The organism is Streptomyces sp. HP-A2021 (genome assembly GCF_022807935.1).
Lineage (GTDB): Bacteria > Actinomycetota > Actinomycetes > Streptomycetales > Streptomycetaceae > Streptomyces > Streptomyces afghaniensis.
This window is the reverse complement of sequence record NZ_CP094344.1, coordinates 8,428,647-8,455,365: the sequence shown is the minus strand read 5'-3', so window position 1 is coordinate 8,455,365 and position 26,719 is coordinate 8,428,647. Positions and strand designations below refer to the sequence as shown.

General features: G+C 71.8%; 22 protein-coding genes and 2 pseudogenes. 13 read left to right on the top strand and 11 right to left on the bottom strand.

Annotated features, from left to right (window positions below):
- Window positions 1-11: 11 nt before the first annotated feature.
- Complete coding sequence (locus MQE23_RS38200; protein ID WP_020275156.1) at window positions 12-1,523, bottom strand: MFS transporter; 1,512 nt, start codon at window positions 1,521-1,523, stop codon at window positions 12-14.
- Window positions 1,524-1,737: 214 nt separating this feature from the next.
- Between MQE23_RS38200 and proP the strand changes: the two genes are divergently transcribed.
- Entirely contained in the window at window positions 1,738-3,234 is a 1,497-nt protein-coding gene (gene proP / locus MQE23_RS38195) for a glycine betaine/L-proline transporter ProP (protein ID WP_037671562.1), read from the top strand.
- A 111-nt stretch (window positions 3,235-3,345) separates the two neighbouring features.
- On the opposite strand, the gene MQE23_RS38190 is transcribed toward proP, so the two are convergent.
- The 3 genes from MQE23_RS38190 to MQE23_RS38180 all read right to left on the bottom strand — a co-directional run bounded on the left by MQE23_RS38190 (window position 3,346) and on the right by MQE23_RS38180 (window position 6,057).
- The gene (locus MQE23_RS38190; RefSeq protein ID WP_243381514.1) at window positions 3,346-4,002 is read right to left on the bottom strand and encodes a DUF5701 family protein; all 657 of its coding nucleotides are present in this window, start codon (window positions 4,000-4,002) and stop codon (window positions 3,346-3,348) included.
- Window positions 3,948-5,084: a helix-turn-helix domain-containing protein gene (locus tag MQE23_RS38185; protein WP_243381513.1), complete on the bottom strand. Its 1,137-nt coding sequence runs from the start codon at window positions 5,082-5,084 to the stop codon at window positions 3,948-3,950. Before MQE23_RS38185 ends, MQE23_RS38190 begins: the two co-directional genes overlap by 55 nt.
- 136 nt (window positions 5,085-5,220) lie before the next feature.
- A complete protein-coding gene (locus MQE23_RS38180) occupies window positions 5,221-6,057 on the bottom strand; it encodes an alpha/beta hydrolase (RefSeq protein WP_037671558.1) in 837 nt (278 codons plus the stop codon).
- A gap of 174 nt (window positions 6,058-6,231) precedes the next feature.
- Here MQE23_RS38180 and MQE23_RS38175 point away from each other — a divergent pair, with 174 nt between their 5' ends.
- Window positions 6,232-7,182, top strand: coding sequence for a phosphotransferase (locus MQE23_RS38175; protein WP_020275151.1), 951 nt, complete (start codon window positions 6,232-6,234; stop codon window positions 7,180-7,182).
- 20 nt (window positions 7,183-7,202) lie between these two features.
- Here the strand turns inward: MQE23_RS38175 and MQE23_RS38170 are convergent, their stop codons facing one another.
- The gene (locus MQE23_RS38170; RefSeq protein ID WP_020275150.1) at window positions 7,203-7,655 is read right to left on the bottom strand and encodes an Lrp/AsnC family transcriptional regulator; all 453 of its coding nucleotides are present in this window, start codon (window positions 7,653-7,655) and stop codon (window positions 7,203-7,205) included.
- A 111-nt stretch (window positions 7,656-7,766) separates the two neighbouring features.
- Between MQE23_RS38170 and MQE23_RS38165 the strand changes: the two genes are divergently transcribed.
- The gene (locus MQE23_RS38165; protein WP_020275149.1) at window positions 7,767-8,384 is read left to right on the top strand and encodes a LysE family translocator; all 618 of its coding nucleotides are present in this window, start codon (window positions 7,767-7,769) and stop codon (window positions 8,382-8,384) included.
- A gap of 94 nt (window positions 8,385-8,478) precedes the next feature.
- A complete protein-coding gene (locus MQE23_RS38160) occupies window positions 8,479-10,881 on the top strand; it encodes a SpoIIE family protein phosphatase (RefSeq protein ID WP_243381512.1) in 2,403 nt (800 codons plus the stop codon).
- Here MQE23_RS38160 and MQE23_RS38155 read toward each other — a convergent pair.
- Entirely contained in the window at window positions 10,878-11,783 is a 906-nt protein-coding gene (locus MQE23_RS38155; protein ID WP_243381511.1) for an SDR family oxidoreductase, read from the bottom strand. The two genes, MQE23_RS38160 and MQE23_RS38155, sit on opposite strands and share 4 nt — an antisense overlap.
- A 212-nt stretch (window positions 11,784-11,995) precedes the next feature.
- On the opposite strand from MQE23_RS38155, the gene MQE23_RS38150 reads away from it, so the two are divergent.
- Window positions 11,996-13,291, top strand: coding sequence for an ATP-grasp domain-containing protein (locus tag MQE23_RS38150; protein ID WP_020275146.1), 1,296 nt, complete (start codon window positions 11,996-11,998; stop codon window positions 13,289-13,291).
- A 45-nt stretch (window positions 13,292-13,336) separates the two neighbouring features.
- Complete coding sequence (locus MQE23_RS38145; RefSeq protein WP_243381510.1) at window positions 13,337-15,379, top strand: CocE/NonD family hydrolase; 2,043 nt, start codon at window positions 13,337-13,339, stop codon at window positions 15,377-15,379.
- 56 nt (window positions 15,380-15,435) lie between these two features.
- Here the strand turns inward: MQE23_RS38145 and MQE23_RS38140 are convergent, their stop codons facing one another.
- A complete protein-coding gene (locus MQE23_RS38140) occupies window positions 15,436-15,690 on the bottom strand; it encodes a MarR family winged helix-turn-helix transcriptional regulator (RefSeq protein WP_347710174.1) in 255 nt (84 codons plus the stop codon).
- 27 nt (window positions 15,691-15,717) lie between these two features.
- Between MQE23_RS38140 and MQE23_RS38135 the strand changes: the two are divergent.
- From MQE23_RS38135 to MQE23_RS38125, 3 genes and pseudogenes are all read left to right on the top strand, one after another.
- Window positions 15,718-16,475, top strand: a pseudogene (locus MQE23_RS38135) (FAD-dependent oxidoreductase); the annotation flags it as partial.
- A 78-nt stretch (window positions 16,476-16,553) separates the two neighbouring features.
- Entirely contained in the window at window positions 16,554-17,396 is an 843-nt protein-coding gene (locus tag MQE23_RS38130) for an SDR family oxidoreductase (protein ID WP_243381509.1), read from the top strand.
- Between the two features lie 81 nt (window positions 17,397-17,477).
- Window positions 17,478-17,921 (top strand): DUF779 domain-containing protein, encoded by a 444-nt coding sequence (locus tag MQE23_RS38125; protein WP_243381508.1) that lies wholly within the window; start codon window positions 17,478-17,480, stop codon window positions 17,919-17,921.
- 15 nt (window positions 17,922-17,936) lie between these two features.
- On the opposite strand, the pseudogene MQE23_RS38120 reads toward MQE23_RS38125, so the two are convergent.
- A pseudogene (locus tag MQE23_RS38120) lies at window positions 17,937-18,399 on the bottom strand (IS5 family transposase); the annotation flags it as partial.
- A 177-nt stretch (window positions 18,400-18,576) separates the two neighbouring features.
- Here MQE23_RS38120 and MQE23_RS38115 point away from each other — a divergent pair.
- Window positions 18,577-19,071, top strand: coding sequence for a hypothetical protein (locus MQE23_RS38115; protein WP_020275142.1), 495 nt, complete (start codon window positions 18,577-18,579; stop codon window positions 19,069-19,071).
- Window positions 19,072-19,123: 52 nt separating this feature from the next.
- Window positions 19,124-20,353, top strand: a complete 1,230-nt coding sequence (locus tag MQE23_RS38110; RefSeq protein ID WP_243381507.1) for an IS701 family transposase — start codon at window positions 19,124-19,126, stop codon at window positions 20,351-20,353.
- Window positions 20,354-20,479: 126 nt separating this feature from the next.
- Here the strand turns inward: MQE23_RS38110 and MQE23_RS38105 are convergent, their stop codons facing one another.
- The 3 genes from MQE23_RS38105 to MQE23_RS38095 are packed head-to-tail and all read right to left on the bottom strand — an operon-like array spanning window position 20,480 to window position 23,598.
- A complete protein-coding gene (locus MQE23_RS38105) occupies window positions 20,480-21,121 on the bottom strand; it encodes a chorismate mutase (RefSeq protein ID WP_243381506.1) in 642 nt (213 codons plus the stop codon).
- Window positions 21,122-21,173: 52 nt separating this feature from the next.
- Window positions 21,174-22,568, bottom strand: coding sequence for a M20 family metallopeptidase (locus tag MQE23_RS38100; protein ID WP_243381505.1), 1,395 nt, complete (start codon window positions 22,566-22,568; stop codon window positions 21,174-21,176).
- A complete protein-coding gene (locus MQE23_RS38095; protein WP_243381504.1) occupies window positions 22,555-23,598 on the bottom strand; it encodes an Lrp/AsnC family transcriptional regulator in 1,044 nt (347 codons plus the stop codon). Before MQE23_RS38095 ends, MQE23_RS38100 begins: the two co-directional genes overlap by 14 nt.
- A 112-nt stretch (window positions 23,599-23,710) precedes the next feature.
- On the opposite strand from MQE23_RS38095, the gene MQE23_RS38090 reads away from it, so the two are divergent.
- Both MQE23_RS38090 and MQE23_RS38085 read left to right on the top strand, forming a co-directional pair.
- A complete protein-coding gene (locus tag MQE23_RS38090) occupies window positions 23,711-25,285 on the top strand; it encodes an AbgT family transporter (protein WP_243381503.1) in 1,575 nt (524 codons plus the stop codon).
- Window positions 25,286-25,324: 39 nt separating this feature from the next.
- On the top strand, window positions 25,325-26,479 hold the full coding sequence (locus MQE23_RS38085; protein WP_243381502.1) for a M20 family metallopeptidase: 1,155 nt from the start codon (window positions 25,325-25,327) through the stop codon (window positions 26,477-26,479).
- Window positions 26,480-26,719: the final 240 nt, after the last annotated feature.

The following is a 26,719-nucleotide window of genomic DNA, read 5'->3' as shown; positions in this document are numbered from 1 at the left end:
GCGTCTCGGGCTCAGTTCTGCCGGGCGTGTACGGGGCTGTTGGCGATGTCCTCCGGGCATGTGCCGTGCTGCTGCCGGGTTCTCCGGTCGCGCCTCCAGTCGGACGTCGCGAGGGCCAGGGAGGCGAGCATGCCGAGGAGGGCGGCGCCCAGTGCGGTGGCGAGGGCGCCGCGGTAGTCGTCGCCGCTGCCGAGCACCAGGTAGAAGAGGCCGGGCAGGGCGGCGGTGCCCACCGCGGCGCCGAGCCGCTGCCCGGTCTGCAGGGCGCCGCCCGCCGCGCCCGCCATGCGCACGGGCACGTCGCGCAGCGTCATGGTGATGTTCGGTGAGATCACGCAGCCGCTGCCGAAGCCGCCGAGGAACAGCACCGGCGCGGCGACCCAGGGCGCGACGTCGAGGGGCGCGAAGCGGAGCAGCAGCGCGGTGCCGCCCAGGCCGGCGATCACGGCCGTGAGGCCGCCCACGGTGAGCATGCGGCCGAGCCGGTCCACCAGCCGGCCGGCGACCGCGGCCCCGCAGGCCGAGCCGAGGGCGAAGGGAGTCACGGCGAGGCCGGACCGGAGCGGGGAGAAGCCCAGGCCGTCCTGGTAGAAGAGCGCGAAGACCAGCCAGACGCCGCTGAAGCCGATGAAGTAGAGGGTGCCGACGCCGGCGCCGACGGCGTAGCCGCGCACGGCGGTGAACAGGCGGGGATCGAGCAGCGGCTGGGCGTCCCGCTCGACGAGGCGACGCTGCCACCGGGTGAAGCCGAGGAGGATCGCGGCACCGGCGGGGAACATCCACCACAGCCGGCCGAGGCCGCCGGAGCCCGCCTGGACCAGCGGATACATCAGCGCGAGGACGCCGAGGCCGAGGAGCAGGACGCCGGGCAGGTCCACGTGCTGCCGGCCGGAGGGCCGGGTGCGGGGCAGCAGACGGCGGCCGAGGAGGACGGCGAGGATCCCGATGGGCACGTTGACGTAGAAGATCCACCGCCAGCCCTGGTCGCCGGAGGCCAGGGCGAGGATCAGGCCGCCGGCGAGCGGGCCGACGGCGGACGAGATGCCGACGGTGGCACCGAAGAAGCCGAAGGCACGGCCGCGTTCGGCACCGCGGAACATCTGCTGGATGAGCGCGGAGTTCTGGGGCGCCATGAACCCGGCCGCCAGGCCCTGGGCGAGGCGGGCCACCACCAGCAGCGTGATGCTGGGGGCCGCCCCGCAGGCCACGCTGAAGAGCACGAAGCCGCTGAGGGCCAGCAGGAAGATGCGGCGTCGGTCCAGCGCGTCCCCGAGACGGCCGGCGGTGACGAGCGCGAGAGCGAAGGCGAGGGCGTATCCGGACACCACCCACTGCACCTGCGCGGGAGAGGCGTCCAGGCCGCGTTGGACGGAGGGCAGTGCGACCACCACGATCGAGACGTCCAGCAGGCTCATGAAGCCGGCCACCAGGGTGACCCACAGGGCCCGCCACCGGCGCGGATCCGGCTCGTATCCGGCCTCCTGTGCGCCCTGGTTCCGGTCGCCCGCCGCTGATGCTGTCACATGGGGCTCCTCTCACCGGGTGGGCACCGGCGAACCAAGTTCCCCCTGGAAGGCCCGACACACCACAGCCGGTGGGCGGCATGGGTCTCACCGAAAGCACCCGGCCGCTACCCAGGGTAGTCATCCGGGCGCCGCGCGAAGGGGGTCGTTTGAGCGGTCGAGATCTGTGCAGGCGTTGTGCTTGGGATAGACGACCGGCGAAAGGAACGACGTGATGGCGGCGCCCGACAACGACGAGTCGGTGGACCCCGCAGCCGTGAGACGACACCGGGTGCTGTTCCGGGCGATCGAGAAACGACGCCACCCGAAGCTGCGCCGCAGCGACATCACCGTGACCGACGAGGCGGCGGTCAAGCGCGCCACGAAGGCAGCCGCCCTCGGCAACGCGATGGAGTGGTACGACTTCGGCATCTACAGCTATCTGGCCTCGACCATCGGGAAGGTGTTCTTCCCCTCGGGGAACGACACGGCCCAGCTGCTCAGCTCCTTCGCCACGTTCGCGGTGGCCTTCCTCGTGCGACCGCTCGGCGGCATGGTCTTCGGGCCGCTCGGCGACAAGGTCGGCCGCAAGCGCATCCTCTCCCTCACCATGATCATGATGGCGGTGGGGACCTTCGCCATCGGCCTCGTCCCCTCGCACGCCGTCATCGGCCTGTGGGCCCCGGCACTGCTGATCTTCTTCCGGCTGGTGCAGGGCTTCTCGACCGGCGGGGAGTACGGGGGCGCCTCGACGTTCATCGCGGAGTACGCGCCCGACAAACGGCGCGGCTTCTTCGGCAGCTTCCTGGAGCTGGGCACCCTCGCCGGCTACGTCGGGGCCTCCGGCCTCGTCGTCGTGCTCCAGATGCTGCTCAGCGCCGACGAGATGCTGGCCTGGGGCTGGCGCATACCGTTCCTGGTCGCGGCCCCGCTCGGCCTCATCGGCCTCTACCTGCGGCTGAAGCTGGACGAGACGCCCGCCTTCCAGAAGCTGGAGGGCGGCCACGTCAAGGCGAGCGAGGCCGCCGAGGCCGTGGAGACCTCGGCCGCCGCCGACCTCGGCAAGATCTTCACCCGGTACTGGCGGCCGCTGATGCTGTGTCTCGCGCTGGTCGCGGCGTACAACATCACCGACTACATGCTGCTGTCGTACATGCCGACGTACCTGTCCGACGAGCTGGGCTACGGGACCAACCACGGGCTGCTGATCCTGCTGATCGTGATGGTGCTCCAGATGTGCGTCATCAACCAGGTCGGGCGGCTGTCGGACCGCTTCGGGCGCAGGCCGCTGCTGATGGCGGGGATGCTCGGGTTCCTCTTCCTGTCCCTGCCGTCCTTCCTGCTCATCCGGCAGGGCAGTGTCGTCCTGATCGCCCTGGGGCTGCTGCTGTTGGGGCTCTCCCTGGTGACGATGCTCGGCACGATGTCGGCGGCGCTCCCGGCGATCTTCCCCACCCACGTCCGCTACGGCTCCCTCTCGGTCGCCTACAACCTGGCCACGTCGATCTTCGGCGGTACGACTCCCCTGGTGATCACCGCCCTGATCAGTGCGTTCGACTCGACCCTCATGCCGGCCTACTACTCCACGGGGGCCGCGGTCATCGGCGTCATCGCCGTCCTGTGCATGAAGGAGACCGCCAACAAGCCCCTGGCCGGCTCCCCGCCGTCCGTGGAGACGGAGGCGGAGGCCGCCAAGATCGTCGAGGAGCAGGCCCCTCGCCCCAGGTTCTGACGTTCCGTCGGACGGGCGCGGTTCTTCACGTCACAGGCCCGGGGCAGCGGCGCCGGCCGTACCGGCCCACCGCTGCCCCGGGCGCGTTTCCCCGTGCCGATGCCCTCGGGACTAGGCCCCGCGGCCCGTCGTGGAGGCGAAGCCGAGCCAGGTGTGCCGGTTGTTCCACCAGCACCAGCCGACCTTCGGGGCGTTGCGCCGCTCGCGGCCGTCGCGCCCGGTGCCGTTGCTGATCCAGATCGCCGGAGTGCGGGCGTCCAGGCTGCCGTCGGCCTTGCGCAGCCGGGACCCGATGGTCATGAAGCAGCGGTTGCGCTCCAGGGCTTCCGGCTGCTGGAGCACCCAGTGGACGCCCTCGGTGAGCAACAGCGGAGTGCGGTCCTCCTTGGTGAGGGCGGGCAGTGCCTCGTCCGGGCTCCAGTTGGCCATGTGGTCACCGCGGTCGAGGCCCGTGACGACGTAGAGCGGGGTGTCGGGCAGTTCGACGCCGCAGGGCGAGAAGGCGTCGACGTCGGGCATGTCGACGACGACGAAGCCCGGTTTGCCGTCGCGGCGCAGCAGCGGCGCGAGGGCGGAGGCGGGGGCCCTGTCCGGACGTACGGCCAGCAGGGCGCCCTCGCCGTCGGTCTCGGCGGCGAACCCACGGATCTCGTCGGCGGACAGCCCGGCGGTCTCGTGCACCCCCACCTCGATCAGCCGCTCGGCCTGCGCGCTCAGGGGCGGGAGTGCGGGGAGGACGGTGGACGGGTCGGGCGTGGTGTCGGGCACGATGCTCCCAGGGTCGGTGACGAGGGCGAACTCCTGTGCAACGCGCCGGTTCGCGGAGGCGTTCCCTCCCCTTGACCTCCGTTCCGCCGTCCTGCACGTCCCTTCCGCCCGTCCTCCCCTCCCTTCCGTCCGTCGCCGGACAGGCCGTGCGTCTGCCACTCGCGGGGCGTCATACCGTAGGCGGCGCGGAAGGCGCGGCTGAAATGGCTGGGGCTCACGAAACCCCAGCGCCGGGCAACGGCCGCGACCCCGTACCCGAGGGCCGGGGAGTGCAGAAGATCCCTGCGGCACCGCTCCAGCCGCTGCGTGCGGATCCACTCCCCGACCGTCACGCCCTCGAGCTGGAACAGTTTGTGCAGATAGCGGACGGACATGCGGTGCGCGGCGGCGATGTCGGGCGGGGACAGGCCGGGGTCGGCGAGGTGGCGCAGGATGTGGTCCTTGACGCGTACGAGGGTGGCCGCGGCGGTCTCCGGAACCTGCGGGTCGCGTCCGCACTGCTCGTTGACCAGCAGCGCCAGCAGGTCGAGCGCGGTGGCCGCGAACTGGCGGCCGACGAAGGCGTCGAGACCGGGCGCTTCGCGGGCCAGGCGTCCCAAGTACGCGGACACGAGTGCGGCGCTGCCCTCCTGTCCGGAGAACGCCGTCGCCGTCACCGCCCGCAGATCCTCCTCGCGCACGCGGAGGTCCGTGCGGGGGAACTGGAAGGACGTGAAGGAGAAGTCGCCCTGCACGGTCTTCCGGAACGGCCGGGAGGAGTCGGAGAGGGAGAAGTCGCCCGGCCCGATCCGCGCCTGTCTGCCGTCCTGTTCCTTGATGGCGGTGCCCCGTTGCTGGAGGGTGAGGATGAGGTCTTCCTTGCCGTCCCGGATCAGCCGACTGCTGCGCGTCACCGTCTGCGGGCCCGCCTGGACCTGCGAGATCCGTAAGGAGCCCAGTTGGTTGCTGACGATTCTCCCGGGCGACGGCTCCTCTTCGAGGAGCCGTACGTCGAGCGGTATGAAGGTGCGTGACACCGCGTGGTGCCAGAGCTCACTGCGGTCGGTCGCCGAGAGCGACGCGGTGGACAGGACGACGGACACCTGGTTCCCCCCTGGGCATCATCGAAGGCCGGCAGCCCGATGCGCTGCCGGCCTTGACGATGTCACCATCCCGGCCCGCGGTGGTCCAGGAAGAACCGGAGGAAGAAATCGGAGGAAGAACCGGAGAGAATCCGGATCACTTCTCCAGGAAGGCGAGCAGTGCCGAGTTGACCTCCTCCGCGTGGGTCCAGAGCAGGCCGTGCGGGGCGCCCTCGATCTCGACGTAGTCGGCCGCCGGAAGAGCCTTGTGGAACTGTCGGGCGGTGCCGTCCACGGGGAGGATGCGGTCGCCCGTGCCGTGCAGGATCAGGGCAGGCACGTCGATCGCCGGGATGTCGGCCCGGAAGTCGGTGTACCAGGTCGACGGCGCGGCGGCCGCCGCGAAGAAGCCGCCGCCGGCGGCGACGTTCCAGCTGTTGCGGACGGCCTCCTCGCTGATCCTGCTGCCGAGGTTCTCGTCGAGGTTGTAGAAGTCCTGGTAGAAGGCCGTGTAGTAGGCGTAGCGGTCCGCCTTGACGGCCGCGACGATCCCATCGAAGAACTCCTTCGGCGCGACCCCCTGCGGGTTGTCGTCGGACTTGAGCAGGCAGGGCTCCAGCGAGGCGAGGAAGGCGACCTTGGCGACCCGGCCGGAGCCGTACCGGGACACGTACCGGGCGACCTCCCCGGTGCCCATCGAGAAGCCGACGAGGACGGCGCCCTGCAGGTCGAGGGTCTCCATCACGGTGTTCAGGTCGGCGGCGAAGGTGTCGTAGTCGTAGCCGGTCGTCGGCTGCGAGGACTGCCCGAAACCGCGCCGGTCGTAGGTGATCACGCGGTAGCCGGCGTCGAGCAGCACGGCACTCTGCCGCTCCCAGGAGTGGCCGTCGAGCGGAAAGCCGTGGATGAGGACGACCGGCTGCCCGGATCCGTGGTCCTCGTAATACAGGTCTATGGCGGTGGAGTTCTCCTGGCCCACGGTGATATACGGCATGTGTTGGCTTCCTCGTTCCCGGGTGGCTGGTGACGGACCTGGCCACGCTAGGCCCGGGACCGCAGGGCCGGTTGCCGGGCAGCGCACCGGTTCTTGACCGGGGGCGCACGGGAGCAGGCGCCGGACGTCGTTAACCTGTCGCACGCCCGTGACCCGCGTGACAGCATCGTCGGCATGGAAGGGTTCTTGACGTCTGATCAGATCGACGCCCGCACGTCCCGTGCCCTCGCCGCGGCCGTCGCCGCCGGTCGTGACCTGGGGCTCACGGTGACCGACGCGCGGGTGCTCTACGACGTGTTCTCCGTCGTGGTGCATCTCGCTCCGTCGCCCGTGGTGGTGCGGGTACCGACCGTCCTGCCGTCGTTCGCCGGTCCCGGGTACCAGGCGGCGCGGCAGCGGCTGGAGCTCGATGTGGCGGGGTGGCTCGCGGACCAGGGACACCCGGTGATTCCACCGAGTCCGCTCGTGCCGCGGGAGCCCGTGCAGCGGGACGGTTTCTCGATGACGTTCTGGCAGTTCGTCGAGCTGGACCAGAGCCTGGAGCCCGACTACGTCCGCAATGCCGGACTGGTCGCCGGCCTGCACGCCGCGCTGCGCTCGTACCCGGGAGAGCTGCCGTTCCTGTCGGCGGCCGAACCGCGGTTCGTCTCCGAGGGACTTGCCGCGCTCGAAGGGCGGCCCGACCTGCTGGAGCCGGCCGACCTCGACCGCGCGCGGCGCGAATGGGATGTCCTGGAGCCCGTCGTCAGCTCACGCGCGGCGTTCGAAGCTGCCTTCCCCGGCATCGAGTTCCAGCCGGTCCACGGGGACTCCCCCGCGGCCAACATCGTCTCCACCCAGAACGGCGAGCTGTACTCCGACTTCGAGTTGACCACGTTCGGACCGGTCGAGTGGGACCTGGCCGCTCTGGGCCCCGCATGCGAGGACGCCTACAACGCGGCCGCAGAGCGCCGGGGGCTGCGGCGGCTGGACGAGGGTGTGCTGCGCGTCGTCAACGCCGTGGGCATGTCCCGCGCGGTGGCGTGCCTCGCGCTCGCGCCGCAACTGCCCCTGCTGGTGGAGGCGTTGAAGCCGGCCGTCGAACAGTGGCGGACGATGCCGTTCGCCGGTGGTCTGGAGGGCTGAGCGAGCGGCGGCGGCCCTGCTCACTCGGGCAGGGGCCGGTCGTCGACGACGTGCTTCATGACGAGCGTGGAGTTCAGGCGCTGGACGCCGGGCAGCCGGGCGAGCTGCCGGTCGTAGAGCTGCTGGAAGGCGGCCAGGTCGGTGGTGGCGACGCGCAGGAGGTAGTCGGGGTCGCCGAACAGGCGCTGCGCCTGGAGCACGTGCGGGACGGCGGCCACGCCTTCTTCGAACGCGGAGACGGTGTCGGCGTCCTCCCAGTGCAGGGTGACGAACACGAGGGCCTCGAAGTTGAGGCCCACGGCGGCCGGGTCCACGACCGCCCGGTAGCCGCGGATCGCGCCCTCGCGCTCGAGGTCGCGCAGGCGGCGGTGGCAGGGCGAGACGCTCAGTTTCACGCGGGCGGCCAGCTCGGTGACCGTGAGACGGCCGTCCAGCTGGAGCTCGGTGAGAATTTTCCGGTCCAAGGCATCCATGGAGAAGATTCTGCCCCAGAACCCGCGATCAAGGAGTAAAGAAGGGAACACTTTCGGGCTGATCCGGCCTAGCCTTCCTCTCGCGACAAGGCACGTGAGAGGGACCGGTCCATGGATACGACGACACTGGCGGCATTTCTGGCAGTGGATCTGCTGCTGGTGTTCACCCCCGGCGCGGACTGGGCCTATGCGATCACCGCGGGCATCAGGGGCCGGTCGGTCGTCCCGGCGGTCGCCGGGCTGGTCGCCGGATACGCGGGATACACCCTGCTCGCGGTCGCGGGCCTGGTGGTGATCGTGGCGAACTCGGCGACCCTGCTGACCGCGCTGACCGTGGCAGGTGCCGGCTACCTGGTGTGGCTCGGCTGCGGCGTGCTGAGGCAACCTGCCGTTCTGACGGCCTCCGAGGGCGAGGCGGGCACCTCCCGCTTGCGGATCATGCTCAGGGGAGTCGGGATCAGCGGCCTGAACCCGAAGGCGCTGCTGCTGTACTTCTCGCTGTTCCCGCAGTTCATCGACCCGGCGGGCGGCTGGCCGGTGGCCACGCAGACCGGCCTGCTCGGCACGCTGCACATGACCGCCTGCACCGTCGTCTACCTCACCGTCGGAGTCCTGGCCCGCACCGTCCTGAAGACCAGACCCACGGCGGCCCGGGCGGTCACCCGCGTCTCCGGCACGATGATGATCGCCATCGGCGGCTTCCTGCTGGCGGAACGTCTGGCCGGCTGACGGTGCGCGCCCCGGGAAGCCGGCGAGGGGTACCCGGCTGCCCTTCCTGAGATGATGACCGGGGAAGCGGCAGGGCGTCACATCCGGAGGCACCGTGCAGGGACGCGCACCTGAGGACCTGGCGGTCGTCGTCGACGCCCGTGGGGTGATCACGGTGTGGAGCGACGGCGCCCGACGGCTGCTCGGATACGAACCCGACGAGATCGTGGGCCGGGCCGTCGATCGCCTGCTCGCCGCCGGCCTGCCCGGTTCCACGCGGCGTCACGTGACCGACGGACAGCGCTGGACCGGTGAGGTGGCGCTGCGGCACCGGGACGGCGACCGGGTCGTGGTACGGCTGCACGGCACGCCGTTGCTGGGCGCGGACCGCAGGCGGCTCTGGCTCGTCACCGGCACCGCGGTGGCGCACACGGCGAGGCGGGCCGGGCACGGAGCCCTCACCCTGTGGGACCTCACGCTCGCACAGCTGCCCGTGCCGGTGGCGGTCTACGACCGTGAGGCCCGGCTCGTGGCCGCCAACGAGATCATGACCCAGGTGATGGGCCGGTCCGAGGAGGAGATGAAGGGCCTGACACTCCGGGAGATCGAGCCCGGCCCGCCCTTCGACGAGTACGACCGTCTTCAGCGTGAGGTACTGCGCACCGGCGACATGATTTTTCACGAGCAGCACGGCCAGGCCCCGGGCGAGACCCGGCGCCATGCGTGGTCGATGTTCCTGTCGCCGCTGACGGACGAGACCGGTGCGGTGCAGGGCATGTCCGCGACCGTGTTCGACACCACGGAGCAGTACTGGGCCCGCCGTCGGCTGGCGGTGCTCAACGACGCGAGCCTGCGGATCGGGAGCACCCTGGACGTGACCCGGACGGCCGAGGAGCTGGCCGAGGTGGCCGTGAGCGGGTTCGCGGACTTCGTCACCGTGGACCTGCTGGAGTCCGTCGCCCTGGGCGACGAGCCGGAACCGGTGGCGCCGGATTCGCCGGTCACCGTGCGGCGCACCGCCCAGCGGTCGGTGCTGGAGGGCAGCCCGGAGTCGGTGGTCGCCTCGGGCGACGTCACGCTCTACCCCGTGGACACGCTGCCGGTGCGGACGCTGGTCGCCGGCCGGGGCTCCCGGCACCAGCCGGGGGATCCGGGACTGCGGGAGTGGATCAGGTCCTCCCCGGCCCGCGCGGAGGCGGTGTCCAGGCACATGATCCACTCGGTGATGATGGTGCCGCTGCGCGCCCGCGGAGTCACCCTGGGGCTGGTGCACTTCCTGCGGCACCGCACGCCGGAGCCGTTCAGCGAGGACGATCTGCTCCTCGCGGAGGAGATCGTCGCCCGGGCGGCGGTGAGCGTGGACAACGCCCGCCGCTACACCCGGGAACGCCGGACGGCGCTGGCGCTCCAGCGCAGCCTCCTGCCCGACCGGCCGCCGGACCTGGCGGCGATGCAGGTCGCCTACCGCTACCTGCCGGCCGGTTCCGGAGCGGACGTCGGGGGCGACTGGTTCGACGTGATCCCGCTGTCCGGCACCCGGGTCGCCCTGGTCGTGGGCGACGTGGTGGGGCACGGCATCCACGCCTCGGCCACGATGGGCCGGCTGCGAACCGCCGTGCGGACGCTCGCGGACGTCGATCTCGCCCCCGACGAGCTGCTCACCCAGCTGGACGATCTCGTCCTCCGGATCGACCGGGAAGAGGGCCCGGAGGCGCGCGGGCGGGCGGCGGGGGCATCGGGGCAGGTCGGCGCCACCTGCCTGTACGCCGTGTACGACCCGGTGTCCCGCCGCTGCACCATGGCCCGGGCCGGGCATCCGCCGCCCGCCCTGGTCACGCCCGACGGCGCCGTACGGTTCCTGGATCTGCCGGCCGGGCCGCCGCTGGGCCTGGGCGGCCTGCCGTTCGAAGCCGTCGAGGTGGAGCTGGAGGAGAACAGCCTGCTCGCTCTCTACACCGACGGGTTGGTCAAGGCCGCCGACCACGACATGGACGCCGGGCGCAGCCTGCTCCGCGAGGCACTGGGCCACCCTGCCGAGGCGCTGGAGGAGACCTGTGATCAGGTACTGCGCACCGTGCTGACCGGGCGCCCCGCCGACGACATCGTGCTGATGCTGGCCCGGACCGCCGCGCTCGGCGCCGGGAAGGTGCGCACCTGGCAGCTGCCGCCCGAGCCCACGGCCGTGGCCCGGGCCCGCAAGATGGCGGTCGGGCAACTGGCCGCCTGGGGGCTGGCGGAGGCCGAGTTCACCACGGAACTGATCGTCAGCGAACTGGTCACCAACGCAGTGCGGTACGGCGGCTCCCCCATCGAACTGCGCCTGATCCGCGATTCGGCCCTCATCTGCGAGGTGTCCGACGGCAGCAGCACCGCACCCCACCTGCGCCGGGCCCGCGTGTTCGACGAGGGCGGACGAGGACTGCTGCTCGTCGCCCAGCTCTCCGAACGCTGGGGCAGCCGCCAGACCCCCACGGGCAAGACCATCTGGGCGGAACAACCACTGCCCGCAGAGCCCTAGCGTGTGTCGACGATGCCGCCGGTCACCGCGATGACCTCGCCGACCGTGTAGCTGGAGTCGGCGTCCGAGGCGAGGTAGACGTACGTCGGTGCGATCTCCTCCGGCTGGGCCGCGCGTTCGAGCGGGGCCTCGCTGCCGATGTGGGCGAGTCCGTCCGGCGGCATGTGCGGGTCCGCCTCGTTGAGCGGCGTCCAGGTCGGGCCCGGCGCGACGACGTTGGCGCGCACGCCGCGCTTGGCCAGGTGCACGGCGACGGACTTGGTCAGGGTGATCAGCGCGGCCTTGGACGCCGCGTAGTCGATCATCGTCGTACTGCCCTTGAGCGCCTCTTCGGTGGCCGTGGCGATGACGGCGTCGCCGGGCTCCAGGTGCGGCAGCGCCGCCATGAGCAGGTGGAAGTACGCGTAGACGTTCGTCTTGAACGTCCGGTCGAAGTCCTCGGCGGTCAACTGGTCGAGTTCCAGCTTGCTGTTGAGGTACGCGGCGTTGCTCACCAGGATGTTCAGCCCGCCGAGCTCCGCCGCCGTCCGCTCGACGGCCTCGCGGCAGAACTCCGGGTCCGTGAGATGGCCCGGCAGCAGCAGACAGCGCCGGCCCTGCTCCTCCACCTCGCGCCGGACCTGCTCCGCGTCCACCCGCTCCTCCGGAAGGTAGACGATGGCGACGTCGGCGCCCTCCCGCGCGTACAGCAGCGCCACCGCCCGTCCGATACCCGAGTCGCCGCCGGTGATCAGCGCGGCCTTGCCCTCCAGCTTCCCGCTGGCCCGGTAGCGGCTCGCCCGATAGCGCGGCCGGGTGCGCATGTCGGCCTCGAGGCCGGGCCGCTGCTGTTTGTCGGAGTCGTAGGGCGGATCCGGCTCGGACACGACCTGCGGTGCGGACCGTTCCTGCTCGGGCTGCACGGGCTTTCCTTTCGCCGGTGTCGTCCACGGCGCGGCCGTTCACCTGGGGTCACGCCGTTTCTTCCCCGCACCGCGTGCCCACATCGGCGGCAGGCGTTCCCCCCCGTTGTCGCCCGGCCGGCGCCGCGCCGACCGGCATGGCCGCATCCGCGAGGGGTACTCAGTCGATCTTGGAAGGCCCGGCCGGAGGGCCTGCTGTCGGAAGGAGATCCGTGTCTGACGAGACGGTGAAGAACGTCTTTGTGATCGGGCTCGACGAGGCCAATCTGCCGACGCTGCGGGCGGTTCCCGGAGCTGACCGGCTACGTTTCCACCCCCTGCTGACCGTCGAGGAACTCCAGGTCGGCGAGGTGCACCTGCCCACGCTGTTCGACAAGGCCCGGGAGGTGCTGGACGCCTTCGACGGCAGCATCGACGCGATCGTCGGCTACTGGGACTTCCCGGTCAGCACCCTCGTGCCGATGCTGAGCGAACGCTACGGAACGCGGAGCACCAGCCTGGAGTCGGTGGTCAAGTGCGAGCACAAGTACTGGAGCCGTCTTGAGCAGCAGAAGGCGACCGACCGGCACCCGGGCTTCGACAGGGTCGACCTGTCGGCCGAGCCGCCCCGCCCGCCCGAGAACGTCACCTTCCCGATGTGGGTCAAGCCCGCGCTCTCCTACTCGTCCGAACTCGCCTTCGGAGTCGATGACGAAGAGGAGTTCCGCAAGGCCGTCACCGAGATCCGTGAGGGCATCTCCCGTATCGGCCGCCCCTTCGAGCACATCCTCGAACGCATCGACCTGCCGCCGGAGATGGACGGCGTCGGCGGCCGGGTCTGTCTGGCGGAGGAGGCGATGTCCGGCGTCCAGGTCGCCGTCGAGGGCTACACCCACCAGGGCGAGGTGACCGTCTACGGAGTGCTGGACTCCATCCAGTACCCGGACTCCCCCTGCTTCCTGCGCCACCAGTACCCCTCGACGCTGCCACCGGCGGTCGTCGCGGAGCTCCACGACGTCTCGGAGCGGGTGATGCGGCAGATCGGAATGGACTCGGCCACCTTCAGCATCGAGTACTTCTACGACCCGCGGACGCAGTCGATCAATCTGCTGGAGATCAACCCCCGGCATTCCCAGTCGCACGCGGAGCTTTTCCAGTACGTCGACGGCGTCCCCAACCACCACTGCATGGTCCGTCTCGCGCTCGGCGAGGACCCGCGCATGCCGCACCGCCAGGGCCCGTACGCGATGGCGGCGAAGTGGTACCACCGCTGGTTCACCGACGGCGTGGTGCGCCGGGTGCCCGGGCCCGAGGAGATCGCCCGCATCGAGCGGGAGACGCCGGGCGTGCGCATCGAGGTGGTCCCCGAGGAGGGCACCCGGCTCTCGGACCTCCCCGGACAGGACAGCTACAGCTACGAGTTGGCGCACATCTTCACCGGCGGGGCGGACGAGGAGGAGCTGCGGGAGAAGTTCGACCACTGCGTGGCCGCCCTGGGCCTCGCCTTCGACGAACCGCCGCAGGAGTGAAGCCCGGCCGGAGTGAACCCCGACAGTAAGGAGCACGTGGGTTCCATGCGTTACGTGACCAACCTGCCGTACGCGACGAAGGAAGAAGAGCACGTCACGATCCCGATGTCCGACGGGGTCCGGCTCTCCGCGCACATCTGGCGCCCCACCTCGTCGGACCATGAGCCGGTGCCCGCGGTGCTGGAGTACATCCCGTACCGCAAGCGCGACCTCACGGCCGTACGCGACTCGATCCACCACCCGTACCTCGCGGGGCACGGCTACGCCTGTGTCCGCGTCGACCTGCGCGGCACCGGCGACTCGGAGGGCGTGCTGCGGGACGAGTACCTGGAACGGGAGCAGGCGGACGCCGAGGAGGTCCTGGCCTGGCTGACGGAGCAGCCCTGGTGCGACGGCGGCACGGGCATGATGGGCATCTCCTGGGGCGCGTTCGCGGCGCTCCAGGTGGCGGCCCGGCAGCCGCCGGGCCTGAAGGCCATCGCCATCGCCTCCTTCACCGACGACCGGCACGCCGACGACATGCACTACATGGGCGGCGCCCTGCTGTCGGACAACCTGGCCGAGGCGGGCACGATGTTCGCCTACGGCACCTGCCCGCCGGACCCGGCCGTGGTCGGCGACCGCTGGCGCGAGATGTGGCACGAACGGCTGGAGCACACCGAGCCCTGGGTCCTCCAGTGGCTGCGCCACCAGCGCCGGGACGACTACTGGCGGCACGCCTCGGTGTGCGAGGACTACAGCAGCGTGCGCTGCCCGGTCCTGGCCTCCAGCGGCTGGGCGGACGGCTATTCCAACGCCGTGACCCGACTGCTCGGCCACCTGGACGTGCCCCGCAAGGGGCTGATCGGCCCGTGGTCGCACAAGTTCCCCCACCTCGGGGAGCCCGGCCCCGCGATCGGCTACCTCCAGGAGCTCGTACGGTGGTGGGACCACTGGCTGAAGGGCGTCGACAACGGCGTCATGGACGGCCCCATGCTGCAGACGTGGATGCAGGACAGCGTGCCGCCCTCCACCGCGTACGAGGAGCGGCCGGGACGCTGGGTGGGCGAGCCGGAATGGCCCTCCCCGCACATCCGGCAGGCCGTTCATCCGCTCACCCGGCACACGATCGGACCTCCGCGGGAGGCGAACGACGAGGGGGACGCGCCCGAAGGCGACGCGCTGACCGTGCAGTCGCCGCTTTCCGTGGGCCAGTTCGCGGGCAAGTGGGCCTCCTACAACGCGCCCCCGGACCTGCCGTACGACCAGCGTGAGGAGGACGGCGGTTCCCTCGTCTTCGACACCGAGCCGCTGACCGAGCAGGTGGAGATCCTCGGCTCGCCGACCGTGGAACTCGACCTGTCGGTCAGCGAACCGGTCGCCATGGTGGCCGCGCGGCTGTCCGACGTGAGCCCGGACGGCTCCGCGACCCGTGTCTCGTACGGCATCCTGAACCTCACCCGCCGTGACAGCACGGAGTCCCCCGAGCCGCTGGAGCCGGGCCGCCGCTACCGCGCCACCGTCCCGCTGAACGGAGTGGCCCAGGCGTTCCCGCCCGGCCACCGCATCCGGCTCTCCCTCTCCACGTCCTACTGGCCGCTGGCCTGGCCGGCGCCGAAGCCCGCCCTGCTGAGCGTCCACGAGCACTCCAGCACGCTCACCCTCCCGGTGCGGCCCGTGGAGGAACCGGACGAGGTGCCGGCGTCCCCCTTCGGTGAACCCGAGGGCACTCCCCCGCTCGCGATGAGCCAGGTGACGCCCCCCGAGGAGCGCTGGGAGGTCAAGCGGGACCTGATCGGCTACCACTCCGAGCTGGACATCGTGAAGGACCGGGGCACGGTCCGCTTCGAGGACATCAATCTGGAGGCGGGGCGCCGCGCCCACGAGCGCTACACGGCGGTCGCCGACGACTTCACCTCGGTCAGCGGCGAGTCCACCTGGACCATGCGGTTCCAGCGGGACGACTGGGACGTGCGGGTGGTGACGCACACCCAGCTGACGTGTGACGACACGGACTTCTTCGTGGACGCGACCCTCGACGCGTACGAGGCCGACCGCCGGGTGTTCTCCCGTACCTGGAACGAGCGGGTACCGCGCGACCTGCTGTAGCCGTATCCGCCGGGCGGAAGGAGTGCCCACCCCCGGTGTGGAGGGCGCCACCGGGACTACTTCTCCCCCTCCCGCGAGAGCCCCGTCGGCGGACGTCCGCCGACGGGGCTCTCGGTGTGCGCGACGAAGTCGTCGAGGAGCCGGTGGAGGAACAGGGCGAGCTGCCGCACTTCCCCGGGTGACCAGGCCGACAGCGCCATCTCCATGCCACGGCGGCGGACCTCCTGTATGCGATGGACCGCGTCAAGGCCCGTTTCCGTGAGCTGGACGCGCTGGGCGCGCCGGTCGTCCGGGTCGGGGACGCGGGTCACATGGCCGGTCTGCTCCAGTTGCCGCAGCTGGACGCCGGGTTCCTCGGCGCCGAGGCCGCCGCGGTGGCCCGGCGGCTGGGCGCCCGTGTGACCCTCTGCTCGAACCTGCTCCCGTGCCGCCGGCGCACGCCGTCGGCACCGAGGTCGGCCAGGTGCTCTCCCAGGCCCATCTGGACCACGGCGTGGAGCTGCGGACCGGTGTCACCGTGGCCGAGGTGACCGACGGGGGCGTGCGGCTCGCGGACGGCGAAGTGGTCGAGGCCGACGAGGTCCTGGTCGCCGTCGGGTCGCTGCCCAACACCGAGTGGCTTGCGGGCAGCGGGCTGCGCGTCGGCGACGGCGTGCTCTGCGACGCGTACTGCGAGGCCGCGCCGGGGGTGTACGCGGCCGGTGACGTGGCCCGCTGGGACAACCCGCTGTTCGGGACGTCGATGCGGATCGAGCACCGTACGCACGCCGCCGAGCAGGGCATGGCCGCCGCCCGGAACCTGCTCGCCGCGCCGGACGTGCGCCGGCCGTTCGCGCCGGTGCCGTACTTCTGGTCCGACCAGTACGACATGAAGGTCCAGGCGTACGGCTTTCTGCGCGGGCACGACGAAGTCGCCGTCGTGGACGGCGACTTGGCCGGGCGCAGGTTCGTGGCCGTCTACCGCACGGGCGAGCGGCTGACCGGCGCCCTGGCGGTCGGCATGCCGCCCAAGGCCGTCCGCGCCTGGCGGCAGGCCATCGCGGGCGGGACGGCCTGGCGCGACGCCGTGCCAGCCGCCGGCACCGAGGCGGCCTGACCCCAGCATCCACCCCGGGCGGGAGCGGGCCCCGTGTGCCGCTCCCGCCCTTTCCGGCTTCAGCCAAGGAGATCGCACATGGAGAACCGTACGGACGACCAGAGTGACGTGGTCGTCGTCACCGGAGCTGGCGGGATGGGAGCGGCGGTCGCGCGGCGCCTGGGCAGCGGGCGGAGGCTGATCCTCGCCGACCACGCGCGCGAGCGGCTCGATCAGGTCGTGGCGGAGCTGGGGGCGGAGGGCTACGCGGTGCAGGGCGTGCCGACCGATGTCTCCGACCGCGCGTCGGTCGGGAGGCTCGCCCGGACCGCGGCGCAGCAGGGGCGGATCACCGCCGTGGTGCACACCGCCGGTGTCGCCGCCGCGACGGCCTCGGCCCGCAGGATCCTCGACGTGGACCTGCTCGGCACGGTGTACGTGATCGAGGCGTTCGAGAAGGTGGCCGTCCGCGGCACCTCGCTGGTGTGTGTCGCCAGCCTGGCCGGGCACATGGCCTCGATCGACGACGAGGACGAGACCGCCCTGGCGACGGCTCCCGCCGAGGAGTTGCTCGGGTTGAAGGCGGTCACGACCCTCGGCGACGTTCCGACCGCCGCCTACATCCTCGCCAAACGCGCCAACCACGTACGCGTGCAGGCCGCCGCTCTCGCCTGGAACCGGCTCGGTGCCCGCGTCAACACCATCAGCCCCGGGGTCATCGCCACCGCCATGGCGAAGGCGGAGGCCGACTCGGACGCGGACGGGCACATGCTCGCGATGCTCGACGCGTGCGGCGCGGGCCGGCCGGGCACGCCCGGCGAGATCGCCGACGCGGTGGCCTTCCTCACCGGCCCCGAGGCGCGGTACATCACCGGCAGCGACCTCCTCGTCGACGGCGGGCAGGCGGCCTGGATCCGCCGGCACATGCGGCGTCCGGGCTGACGGTCACCGGGTCGCCGGGTTTCCCAGACGGACGCTTCCGGGCGACCATGGCGGGGCACCCCTACCGCAGGGAGGTACCCCATGACCGACTCACCCGCCCCCGACCCCGGCCTGCTGCCGACGACCGCACGCACGGGACGTGTCGAACTGACGTCGGCCGCCGAGGATCTGCTGCGGCGGCTGACCGCGACGCACGGGCCGGTGATGTTCCACCAGTCCGGCGGCTGCTGCGACGGCAGCGCCCCGATGTGCTACCCGCGCGGCGAGTTCCGGGTCGGTGCCGGTGATGTCCTGCTGGGGCACGTGGCCGGGGACACTCCGTTCTGGATGAGCGGGGACCAGTACGCGTACTGGTCGCACACCCACCTCACCGTGGACGTGGTCCCCGGCCGCGGCAGCGGCTTCTCCCTGGAGGCCCCGGAAGGCGTCCGCTTCCTGCTCCGCTCCCGGCTCCTCACCGACGAGGAACTGCGCCGCATCGAGTCGGAACCGCCCCTGCCGACCGGGGCGGACCAAGGCGCCTAGGCGGTTTCGTTTGGATCAGCGGGCGGACCAGATGAAGATGCCGGCGATGTGGAGTGCGGCCAGGTAGATGGTGGCGGTCTTCTCGTAGTGGGTGGCGATGCCGCACCACTGCTTGAGGAGGTTGATGCACCGCTCGACGGTGTTGCGCTGCTTGTAGGCGTCGCGGTCGAAGGCCGGTGGCCTGCCGCCTTGGCTACCGCGACGCAGCCGGTGGGACGGGGATCACCGCGCGGATCCCTCGCTTGCGCAGGTGCTTACGGATCGCGCGTGAGGAGTACGCCTTGTCCGCCAGGACCACGTCTGGCCTGGTGCGGGGCCGCCCGCGTCGGCGCGGAACACGCAGACGTGCCATCACCTGCGTGAAGGCGGGTGCGTCGCCGGCCTGTCCGGCGGTCAGATGAAAGGCCAGGGGTCGGCAGCTGCCGTCGGCGGCGAGGTGGATCTTTGTGGTCAGTCCGCGACGCTGGCGGGGCAGCACATGCCGCCACCTGCCCGCCTCGGAACGCGAACCGAGTGTCGGTCGCCAAGGCGGCGGCGTAGTCATGAGACGCTCACTCCACCCGCACGAGCCCATCAGGAGGGCCGCGTCGCCGGAACCGTGAGGCGTTTGAGGGATCCCGGCGACGGCCGTGTGAAGCCTGAGGTGGGAGGCCCAGTGGATGTCAGCACGTTCTACGCACTCTTCTCGGCCACCTGCTTCACGCTGGTCGGCCTCTGGTGGAATGTGGTCCGGGGACACCAGGAGTGGCTGCGCGATCCTCAACTGCGCCACATCGTCGGCGGTATCTACATCTCGTTCCTGCTTCCCGCGCTGATGGGCCTGTTCGCGCAGGTCGGCGGCATGGAGACCCCGGAGATCTGGCGGGCCAGCTTCGTCGCGCTCGCCCTGATCGGCTGTGTGTCGATGCTGCGTCTGACCGGGCGCACCCGCCCGGACGGCTCCTCTGTGTTCCTGACCCTGGCGCAGGCGGTGGCGGCTCTGTTCTACGCCTTGATCGCGGTGGTGGGCGCGAGACCCGAACTCGCGGACATCGTGAACCTGAAGCCGATCCAGGCCGAGGCGGTTCTGCTGATCCTGCTCGTCACCCTGGGGCACGGCCTGGTCTGGAGGTTCATGGCCGGCGAATGCCGACCCGCCGACGCGGCCTAGTAGTGCTTCGTTACGTCGGGTGATCTCGCCTGGTAGTGGGCATCTGACTGGCATGAGGCTGGGGGAAGTGGAACGGCTCCGGGGTGAGTTATCGGAGTTCGTTGCCGATGTGTTCGCTTCGGTCCCGCGGCGGGATCAGCGGCGGTGGGGTGAGTGTTATCTGCGGGGTCTGATGCTGGACGGTCGGCGCAAGTCGATCCAGCCGATGGCCGAGCGGCTGCGGGACGGGGACATGCAGGCCCTGCAGCAGTTCGTGAACCAGTCGCCGTGGGAGTGGACGCCGGTGCGTCAGCGGATCGCCCAGCGGTTGTGCGAGGCGGTCCAGCCTGAGGTGTGGGTGGTCGACGACGTGTCGTTTCCCAAGTGCGGGACGGCGTCGGTGGGGGTGGCCCGGCAGTACTGCGGAGCGTTGGGCAAGCGGGCCAACTGCCAGGTTGCGGTCAGTGTGCACGCGGCCACCGACACCGCGTCCTGCCCGCTGGAGTGGGAGTTGTTCCTGCCCCGGGAATGGGCGGACGATGACCGGCGACGGCAGCGGGCCGGGGTGCCCGAGGAGGTCGGGCATGTCTCCAAGACCGGCCTGGCACTGGGACTGCTGGGCCGGCTGGCCGGCCAGGGGCCGGCAGTGCCGGTGATCGTGGCCGATGCCGGTTACGGCCGCAGCGTCTCCTTCCGGCTCGCACTGGAAGAACGCGGCTGGTCATACGTGATGGCGGTCGACTCCAAGGAGATTGCCCGCCCGGCCGCGGCCAAGCCGTGGCAGCCCGAGTACGGCGGGCTGGGGCCACCCACCCTGCCCCGCTACCGCGAGGCTGCCAAGCCACTGACCGCGTTTGTCGACTCTGACACCCGCTTCGATTCGGTCACTTGGCGGCAGGGCAGCAAAGGCACGATGACCTCGCGATTCGCCGTGCTCGAGGTGCGGCCCTCGGGCAAGGAAGCCACCCGAACCGCTCAGGAAGCGGCCGGCGGACGCAGCCGCTGGAACGGGGTGCTGCCGCTGCGGACCCTGCTGATCGAGCAGCCCGCAGAAGCGGCCGAGCCGACCGGCTACTGGGTGACCAACCTGCCTGTCACCACCCCGGTCGCCGACCTGGTGCGGTGGGCGAAGATGCGCTGGCGCATCGAGCACGACTACCGCGAGCTCAAGCACGGCCTGGGCCTGGACCACTTCGAGGGCCGCACCTGGCGCGGCTGGCACCACCACGTCACCCTCGTCACCGCCGCCCAGGCCTTCCTCACCCTTCGGCGGCTCGACCCAAAAGCCCCGATGCCGGCCTGACCCTCTACCAGGTCCTCGACGTCCTTCAGGACCTGCTGAGGTGCTGGACCGGCACCTGCACCACCTGCGGCCGCCCCCTGCCGACCGGAAGAACCAGAACCTAACGAAGCACTACTAGGCTGGTCCTCAGCCCGTGAGGCCGGCCCCGCACACCGACGGCAGGGCCCGCCCGAGCGCCTTCAGGTGCAGCGTGTCGAGCCGGTGGGTGTACGCGGACCAGCCGGCGGCCGTGGCCAGGCGCGGACCGCACGACGGCAGGGCCCGGGCCCGTTCCGTGTCGTGGAGCGCGGCCAGCAGCTGGGTGGTGATGCGGTCGAGGGCCGGGCGGACCTCCTTGGCCAGGTCGGGCCGCTCGGTGGGGCGCTCGGCGGGGTGGGCGTCCCAGCGGGCGTACAGACCGCGCTGCACCAGCTTGTTCGCCTCGATCTGGTCCCGGAACACGGCGGCCACGGCGTCCGGTTCGAGGCCGAGGCCGGCCGCCCGGGCGCGGACGTCGTCCAGGATCCGCGCCTCGCGCTCCGGGTCGTCGATCGGCGTGTCCGTGCCGTACTTGGCGGCGGCGACCTTGTCGGCCAGCAGCAGCCGCTGGGCGAGCAGTTCGGTCACCGACGCCAGGTCCGCCGGCAGGCCGTGCGCGGCGGCCGTAGGACGTACGGGAGCCGGCCGCTCGGTGGCGGTGGCCGGGCCCGCCGTACCGACGGCCAGAGCCGCCGCGGTCGTCAGGGTACCGAGGAGAGTGAGGGCGGACCGGAGACGTCGAGGGCGCACAGGGGTGTCCTTCCGTGGGGGCGAGGCGCCGGACCGCGGCGCCGTCCGCAACCTACCGATCGGCGTCGGGCGCGTCTTCGCCGAGGTCCCAGAACAACCCCGCCATGATGCCCAGCCCTTCGCGGGCCACCGACCCCAACAGGTGCTCATCGGGGGCGTGTTGGGAGCAGGAGGGGTGGGAGTGCGGGACCCACACCGTGGGCAGGCCGAGGATGTCCGCGAAGGCGTCGTTGGGGAGGGTGCCGCCGAGGTTCGGCAGAACGGCCGGTTCCTTGCCGGTGGTGTGCCGCAGGGAGTCCACGGCCCGGCGGACCCACGGGTCGTCCGGGCTGAGGCGGGTCGCGGGGACGGCCTGGAGCACCTCGACGTCGACCATGGACAGGCCGTGGGCGTCGAGGTGGTCGCGGACGATGCGTTCGAGGTCGCGCCAGGGCGTGCCGACGACGAAGCGGAGCTGGACGTCGGCGTGGGCGGTGCCGGGTATCGCGCCGACGGGCTTGGCGGGGTCCCCGGCGGCCAGGGTGAGGACCTCCAGGGTGTTCCAGCCGAAGACGCGTTCGGCCGGGCTGAGGCCCGGCTCACCCCAGTCGGTGTCCACCTCCGGGTCGCCGTCCCCGCCGCCCACGGTGAGGTCCGCCAGGGCGGCCGCGACGGGTTCGGGCAGCGCCGGCGGCCGCAGTCCCTCCACCAGGATGCGGCCCCGGGAGTCGACCAGGGTCGCCAGGGCGCCGGCGAGCACCGTGGCGGGGTTGCGCAGGGCGCCGCCCCAGTTGCCCGAGTGGTGGGCGCCCTCGCGCAGGGCCACGCGCAGACGGAAGTTGGCGGCGCCCCGGGAGCCGAGGAACAGGGTGGGGCGGCCGGCCGCCAGGCGTGGGCCGTCGGAGGCGACGAGAAGGTCGGCGGCAAGGTCGTCCTGCAGCCGGCGGCAGACCTCGTGCAGGCCCGGTGAGCCCGACTCCTCCCCCGTCTCCACGAGCACCTTCAGGTTGAAGCCCAGCCGGCCTCCGCGAGCGGCCAGGACCTGTTCGAGCGCGGCCAGGTTGACGGTGTGCTGGCCCTTGTTGTCGGCGGTGCCGCGTCCGTAGAGGCGGTCGCCCTCGACGACGAGTTCCCAGGGGGACAGGCCGGGGCGCCAGCGGCCGTCCTGCCCGGGGACGACGTCGCCGTGGCCGTAGACCAGGACGGTGGGCAGGCCGTCGGCCTCGTGCCGGTGGGCGAGCAGGAACGGGCCCGCGTCCGGCACCGGGTTGTCGACGATCCGCACCGTGGCGCCCAGGCGGCGTACGGCGGGGGCGAGTTCGTCGGTCAGGTAGGCGCGCAGCGGGCCCGTGCCGTCGGGCGGCGGGCTCTGGGTCGGGAAGGCGACGCGGCGCCGCAGGTCGGCCAGGAAGCCGCCGGAGTCGAAGTAGGCCTCCGCCAGGCCGATGGCGCTCTCACGTGTCGTCATGCCGTCCGCTCCCGGTGTCCGTCGGGCCGGGTACGGCGGCCAGGCGGCCGTCCTCCCGGTCGAGCCAGTGCCTGCGCAGCGCCTGGAGCACCACGGAGACGTCGAAGGAGATCACCCCGGGCAGCTCCGCCAGGTCCCGGGTGAGGAACTCCGCGAGCCCCTCCTCGTCCCGGAAGACGCCCTGGTGGACGACGGAGAAGGTGCCCGCGTTGGTCGACACGTACCGGGCGGAGGGATGCCGGGCGAGCGTCCGGGCAGCCTCGCGCATCCCGCCCGGTGACACGGTCAGGGCGACCACCGCCTCCAGGGCGTAGCCCAGCAGTCCGGGCTCGATCTCCACGCGGGGGCGGACCAGTCCGCGCTGGAGCAGCGACTGCGTGACGCGGTAGGCGGTGGACTGCCCGATGCCCAGTTCCCGGGACACCTGCGCGGCGGTCGTCCGGCCGTCGGCGGCGAGCAGCCGCAGGGTGCGCAGTTCGTCACCGGTGGGGCGGGCGGGCCGGTCCGTGCCGCCCGGGTCCGTCTCGCGTTCCTCCGCCGTGTACGTGGCGAGCAGTCGGCGCTGGTCCTGCGTCAGGCGGGGCAGCCGCCAGGCGTCGGACTTGGTGTCCGCGCGCAGGACGAGTTCGGTCCGGGTGGACCGTACGCCGGGAAGGGTGGCGATACGCCGGGTGAGCAGGTCGCGGGTCTCGGCGCGGCGCGCGGGCTGGACGACGCAGTAGACGTCCGCCTGCCCGGCGGTGACCGCGACGTGGGCCGCCTCGGGCAGTTCGACGAGCCGCCGGGCGACGTCGACGGCCCGTCCCGGCGCGGCGACCCACACGTGCCAGGGAGTGCCCTCGCCGGTGACCGACAGGTCGACCTGGCCGATCACCCGCAGCAGCCGGTTCGACTCCAGCCGGGCCAGCCGCCGTCCCACGGTGCTCGCCGACACGCCCAGCGCCTGGGCCAGCAGGCTGAGCGGGGCGCGCGGTGCGCGCTGGAGCGCGGCGACCAGGTCGAGGTCGTCGTCGTCCAGGACGTTCTCCATGCGACCCATTCTCCTTGGAACGATTCCTTCAACCAGCGACTTCACACGACCGATACGACCGCAACAACCTTTTTACTTGCATGATTTCGTCAAGAGGGTCGTCAATAGGGATGTGACCACCGCCACTTCACCTCCGCCGCCCGACGTCCCCTCGAAGCAGCTCTCCCGACTGCTCGCCGTCCTCGGGCGCATCGAGCGCCTCGGCAACAAACTCCCGCACCCCTTCTGGCTGTTCGGTGTGCTCAGCGTCGTCCTGGCGCTGGTCAGCTGGCTCCTGTCGGCCACCGGCGCCTCCGCGCTCAACCCGGCCACCGGCAAGACGGTGGGGGTGCGCAGCCTCGTCTCGGGCGAGGGGCTGCGGATGATGATCTCCGACGCGGTGACCAACTACGCCACGTTCCCGCCGCTCGGCACGATCCTCGTGGTCATGCTGGGCGTGGCCGTCGCCGACCGGTCGGGGCTGCTGCCCGCGATGCTGCGGGCGGCCGTCGCCCGGGTCCCGGCCCGGTGGCTGACGTTCACGCTCGCCTTCACCGCCATGGTCGCGCACGTCGCGTCCGACGCCGCCTACGTGGTGCTGGTGCCGCTGGGCGCGATGGCGTTCCGGGCGGTGGGCCGCAGTCCGATGCTCGGTGCCGTGGTGGCGTTCGTGTCGGTCTCCGCCGGCTATGACGCGAGCCCGCTGGTCACACCGACGGACGCGGTCCTGGCCGGTCTCACGACAGCCGCCGCGCACACGGTCGACCCTTCGTACGTGGTCAACCCGCTGTCCAACTACTTCTTCTCCGTGGCCTCGTCGGTCGTCCTGGCCATCGTGGTCACCGTCGTCACGGAGAAGGTCATCGCCCGGCGGGTGGCGGCGATGCCGGAGGAACCGGAGCCGGACGACGCCCCCGAGGCCGCCGGTACGGAAGCCGGTGGGCTGACGCTGCGTCCGGAGGAGCGCAGCGGCCTGCGCAACGCGGGTGTCGCGCTGCTGGCGTACGCCGCGCTGGTCGTGGTGGCGATGGCCCCGCCCTCGTCGCCGCTGCGGGGCGAGGGCGGCAGCATCGTGGAGTCGCCGGTGCTCACGGGCATCGCGGTGGTGCTGGCGGTGGCGTTCCTGATCGTGGGCGCCGTGTACGGGCGCACGGTCGGGACCGTACGGACCGGCCGGGACATCCCCGACCAGATGGCGCAGGGCCTGCGCGAGATGGCACCGATCCTGGTGCTGTTCTTCGCCATCTCCCAGTTCCTGGCGTACTTCAAGTGGACCGGCGTCGGCGAGGTCCTCGCGATCCGGGGTGCCGGCCTGCTGAAGTCGGCGGGTATCACGGGCCCGGTCGCGTTCCTCGGCGTCCTGCTCGTCTGCACGGTCATCAACCTGCTCGTCACCAGCGGCTCCGCCCAATGGGCCCTGGTCTCCCCGGTGTTCGTGCCGATGTTCATGCTGCTCGACATCCCGCCCGAGGTGACCCAGGCGGTGTACCGCATCGCCGACTCGTGCACCAACGCGGCGACCCCGATGAGCGCCTACTTCGTGATGACCCTGGGTGTCGTCCAGCGCTACCGGCGCTCGGCCGGCATCGGCACGCTGCTGTCGCTGACCCTGCCGCTGTGCCTGGTCATGCTGGCGGCCTGGACGCTGCTGTTCTACGCCTGGTGGGCACTGGGCATTCCGCTGGGCCCCGGGGTGCCCGTCCGCTGACCGCCCGGCCGCTTTGCGCACGTACGAGGAGGACCGTCCATGTCCCTGACCCGCGTCGAGTCGTCGGCCCGGACCGCCCTGCCGGAGATCACCGGCGACCTGCGGAGGCTGGTCGAGCTGGAAACGCCCAGCGACGACAAGGAGTTGCTGACCGCCGGGCTCGCCGCCGTCGAGGCCTGGACCCACCACCGGCTCGGCCCGCCGGACGAGTCGCGGCGGTACGACGGCGGTCCGCACGGCGACATGCTGGAGCTGCTGTACCGGGGCACATCGCCCGCGGTGGTGCTGGTCCTGTGCCACTACGACACGGTGTGGCCGGCCGGCACCCTCGCCGAATGGCCCTTCCGGGTGAGCGGGGACGGGCGGGCTACCGGTCCGGGCGTGTTCGACATGAAGTGCGGTCTGGTGCAGGCGGTGTGGGCACTGCGCCTGCTGCGGGAACTGGATCTGCCACGCCCGTCGGTGCGGCTGTTCCTGAACGGCGACGAGGAGATCGGCAGCCCGGCCTCCCGCCCGCACATCGAGCGGCTGAGCGAGGACGCGACGGCCACGCTCGTGTGCGAGGCGTCGGCCGGGCCGGAGGGGGCGCTGAAGACGTCCCGCAAGGGCGTCGGCCTCTTCGAGGTGACGGTGGAGGGTGTGGAGGCACACGCGGGCCTCGATCCGTACCGGGGCGCCAGTGCCGTGCACGCCCTCGCCGAACTGGTCACCCTCGTTGCCGACTTGGGCTCCCGGGAGCGGGGCACGACGGTCAACGTCGGGGTGATCGGCGGCGGCACGGGCCGCAACGTCGTCGCCGGACGGGCGAGCTGCGGCATCGACGTACGGATCCCCGACCCCGCCGAAGCGGCCCGCGTCGACTCCGCACTGGCCTCCCTCGCACCCTCCGACCCCCGGGTAAGGGCCTCCGTCACCGGCGGCTGGAACCGTCCCCCGATGGTGCCGACGCCCGCCTCCCGGCTCCTGTTCAAGCAGGCGCACGCGGCTGCGGAGGAGCTGGGGTGGTCCCTGCGGGAGACGGCCGTCGGCGGGGCGAGCGACGGCAACTTCGTCTCCGCGCTCGGCCGTCCCGTCCTCGACGGCCTGGGCGCGGTGGGCGACGGCGCCCACGCACGGCACGAGCACGTCCTGCTGGACCACATCCCGCCGCGCACGGCCCTGCTGGCGGGGCTGCTCATGGCGGGGGCCGGGTAGCCGGGGGACGGCCGGGGTTGTGCAGCCGCGGACGCCTCCCGACCTCTGGACGCCCTGACGCGGCTCGCCTAGGGTGCGGTGCGATGGCAAGCGCTTTCTAGCCTGCTCATGCCAATCAGCCCGCTCAGCCCACCCCACGTGCGCAGCCCCGCCGACGACCCGGACGAGGAACCGACGCGGGCCTGACGCGGAAAGGCAGTGCCCCGTGCCGCACAGCGAGCCCCACAGACCGTCGCACCC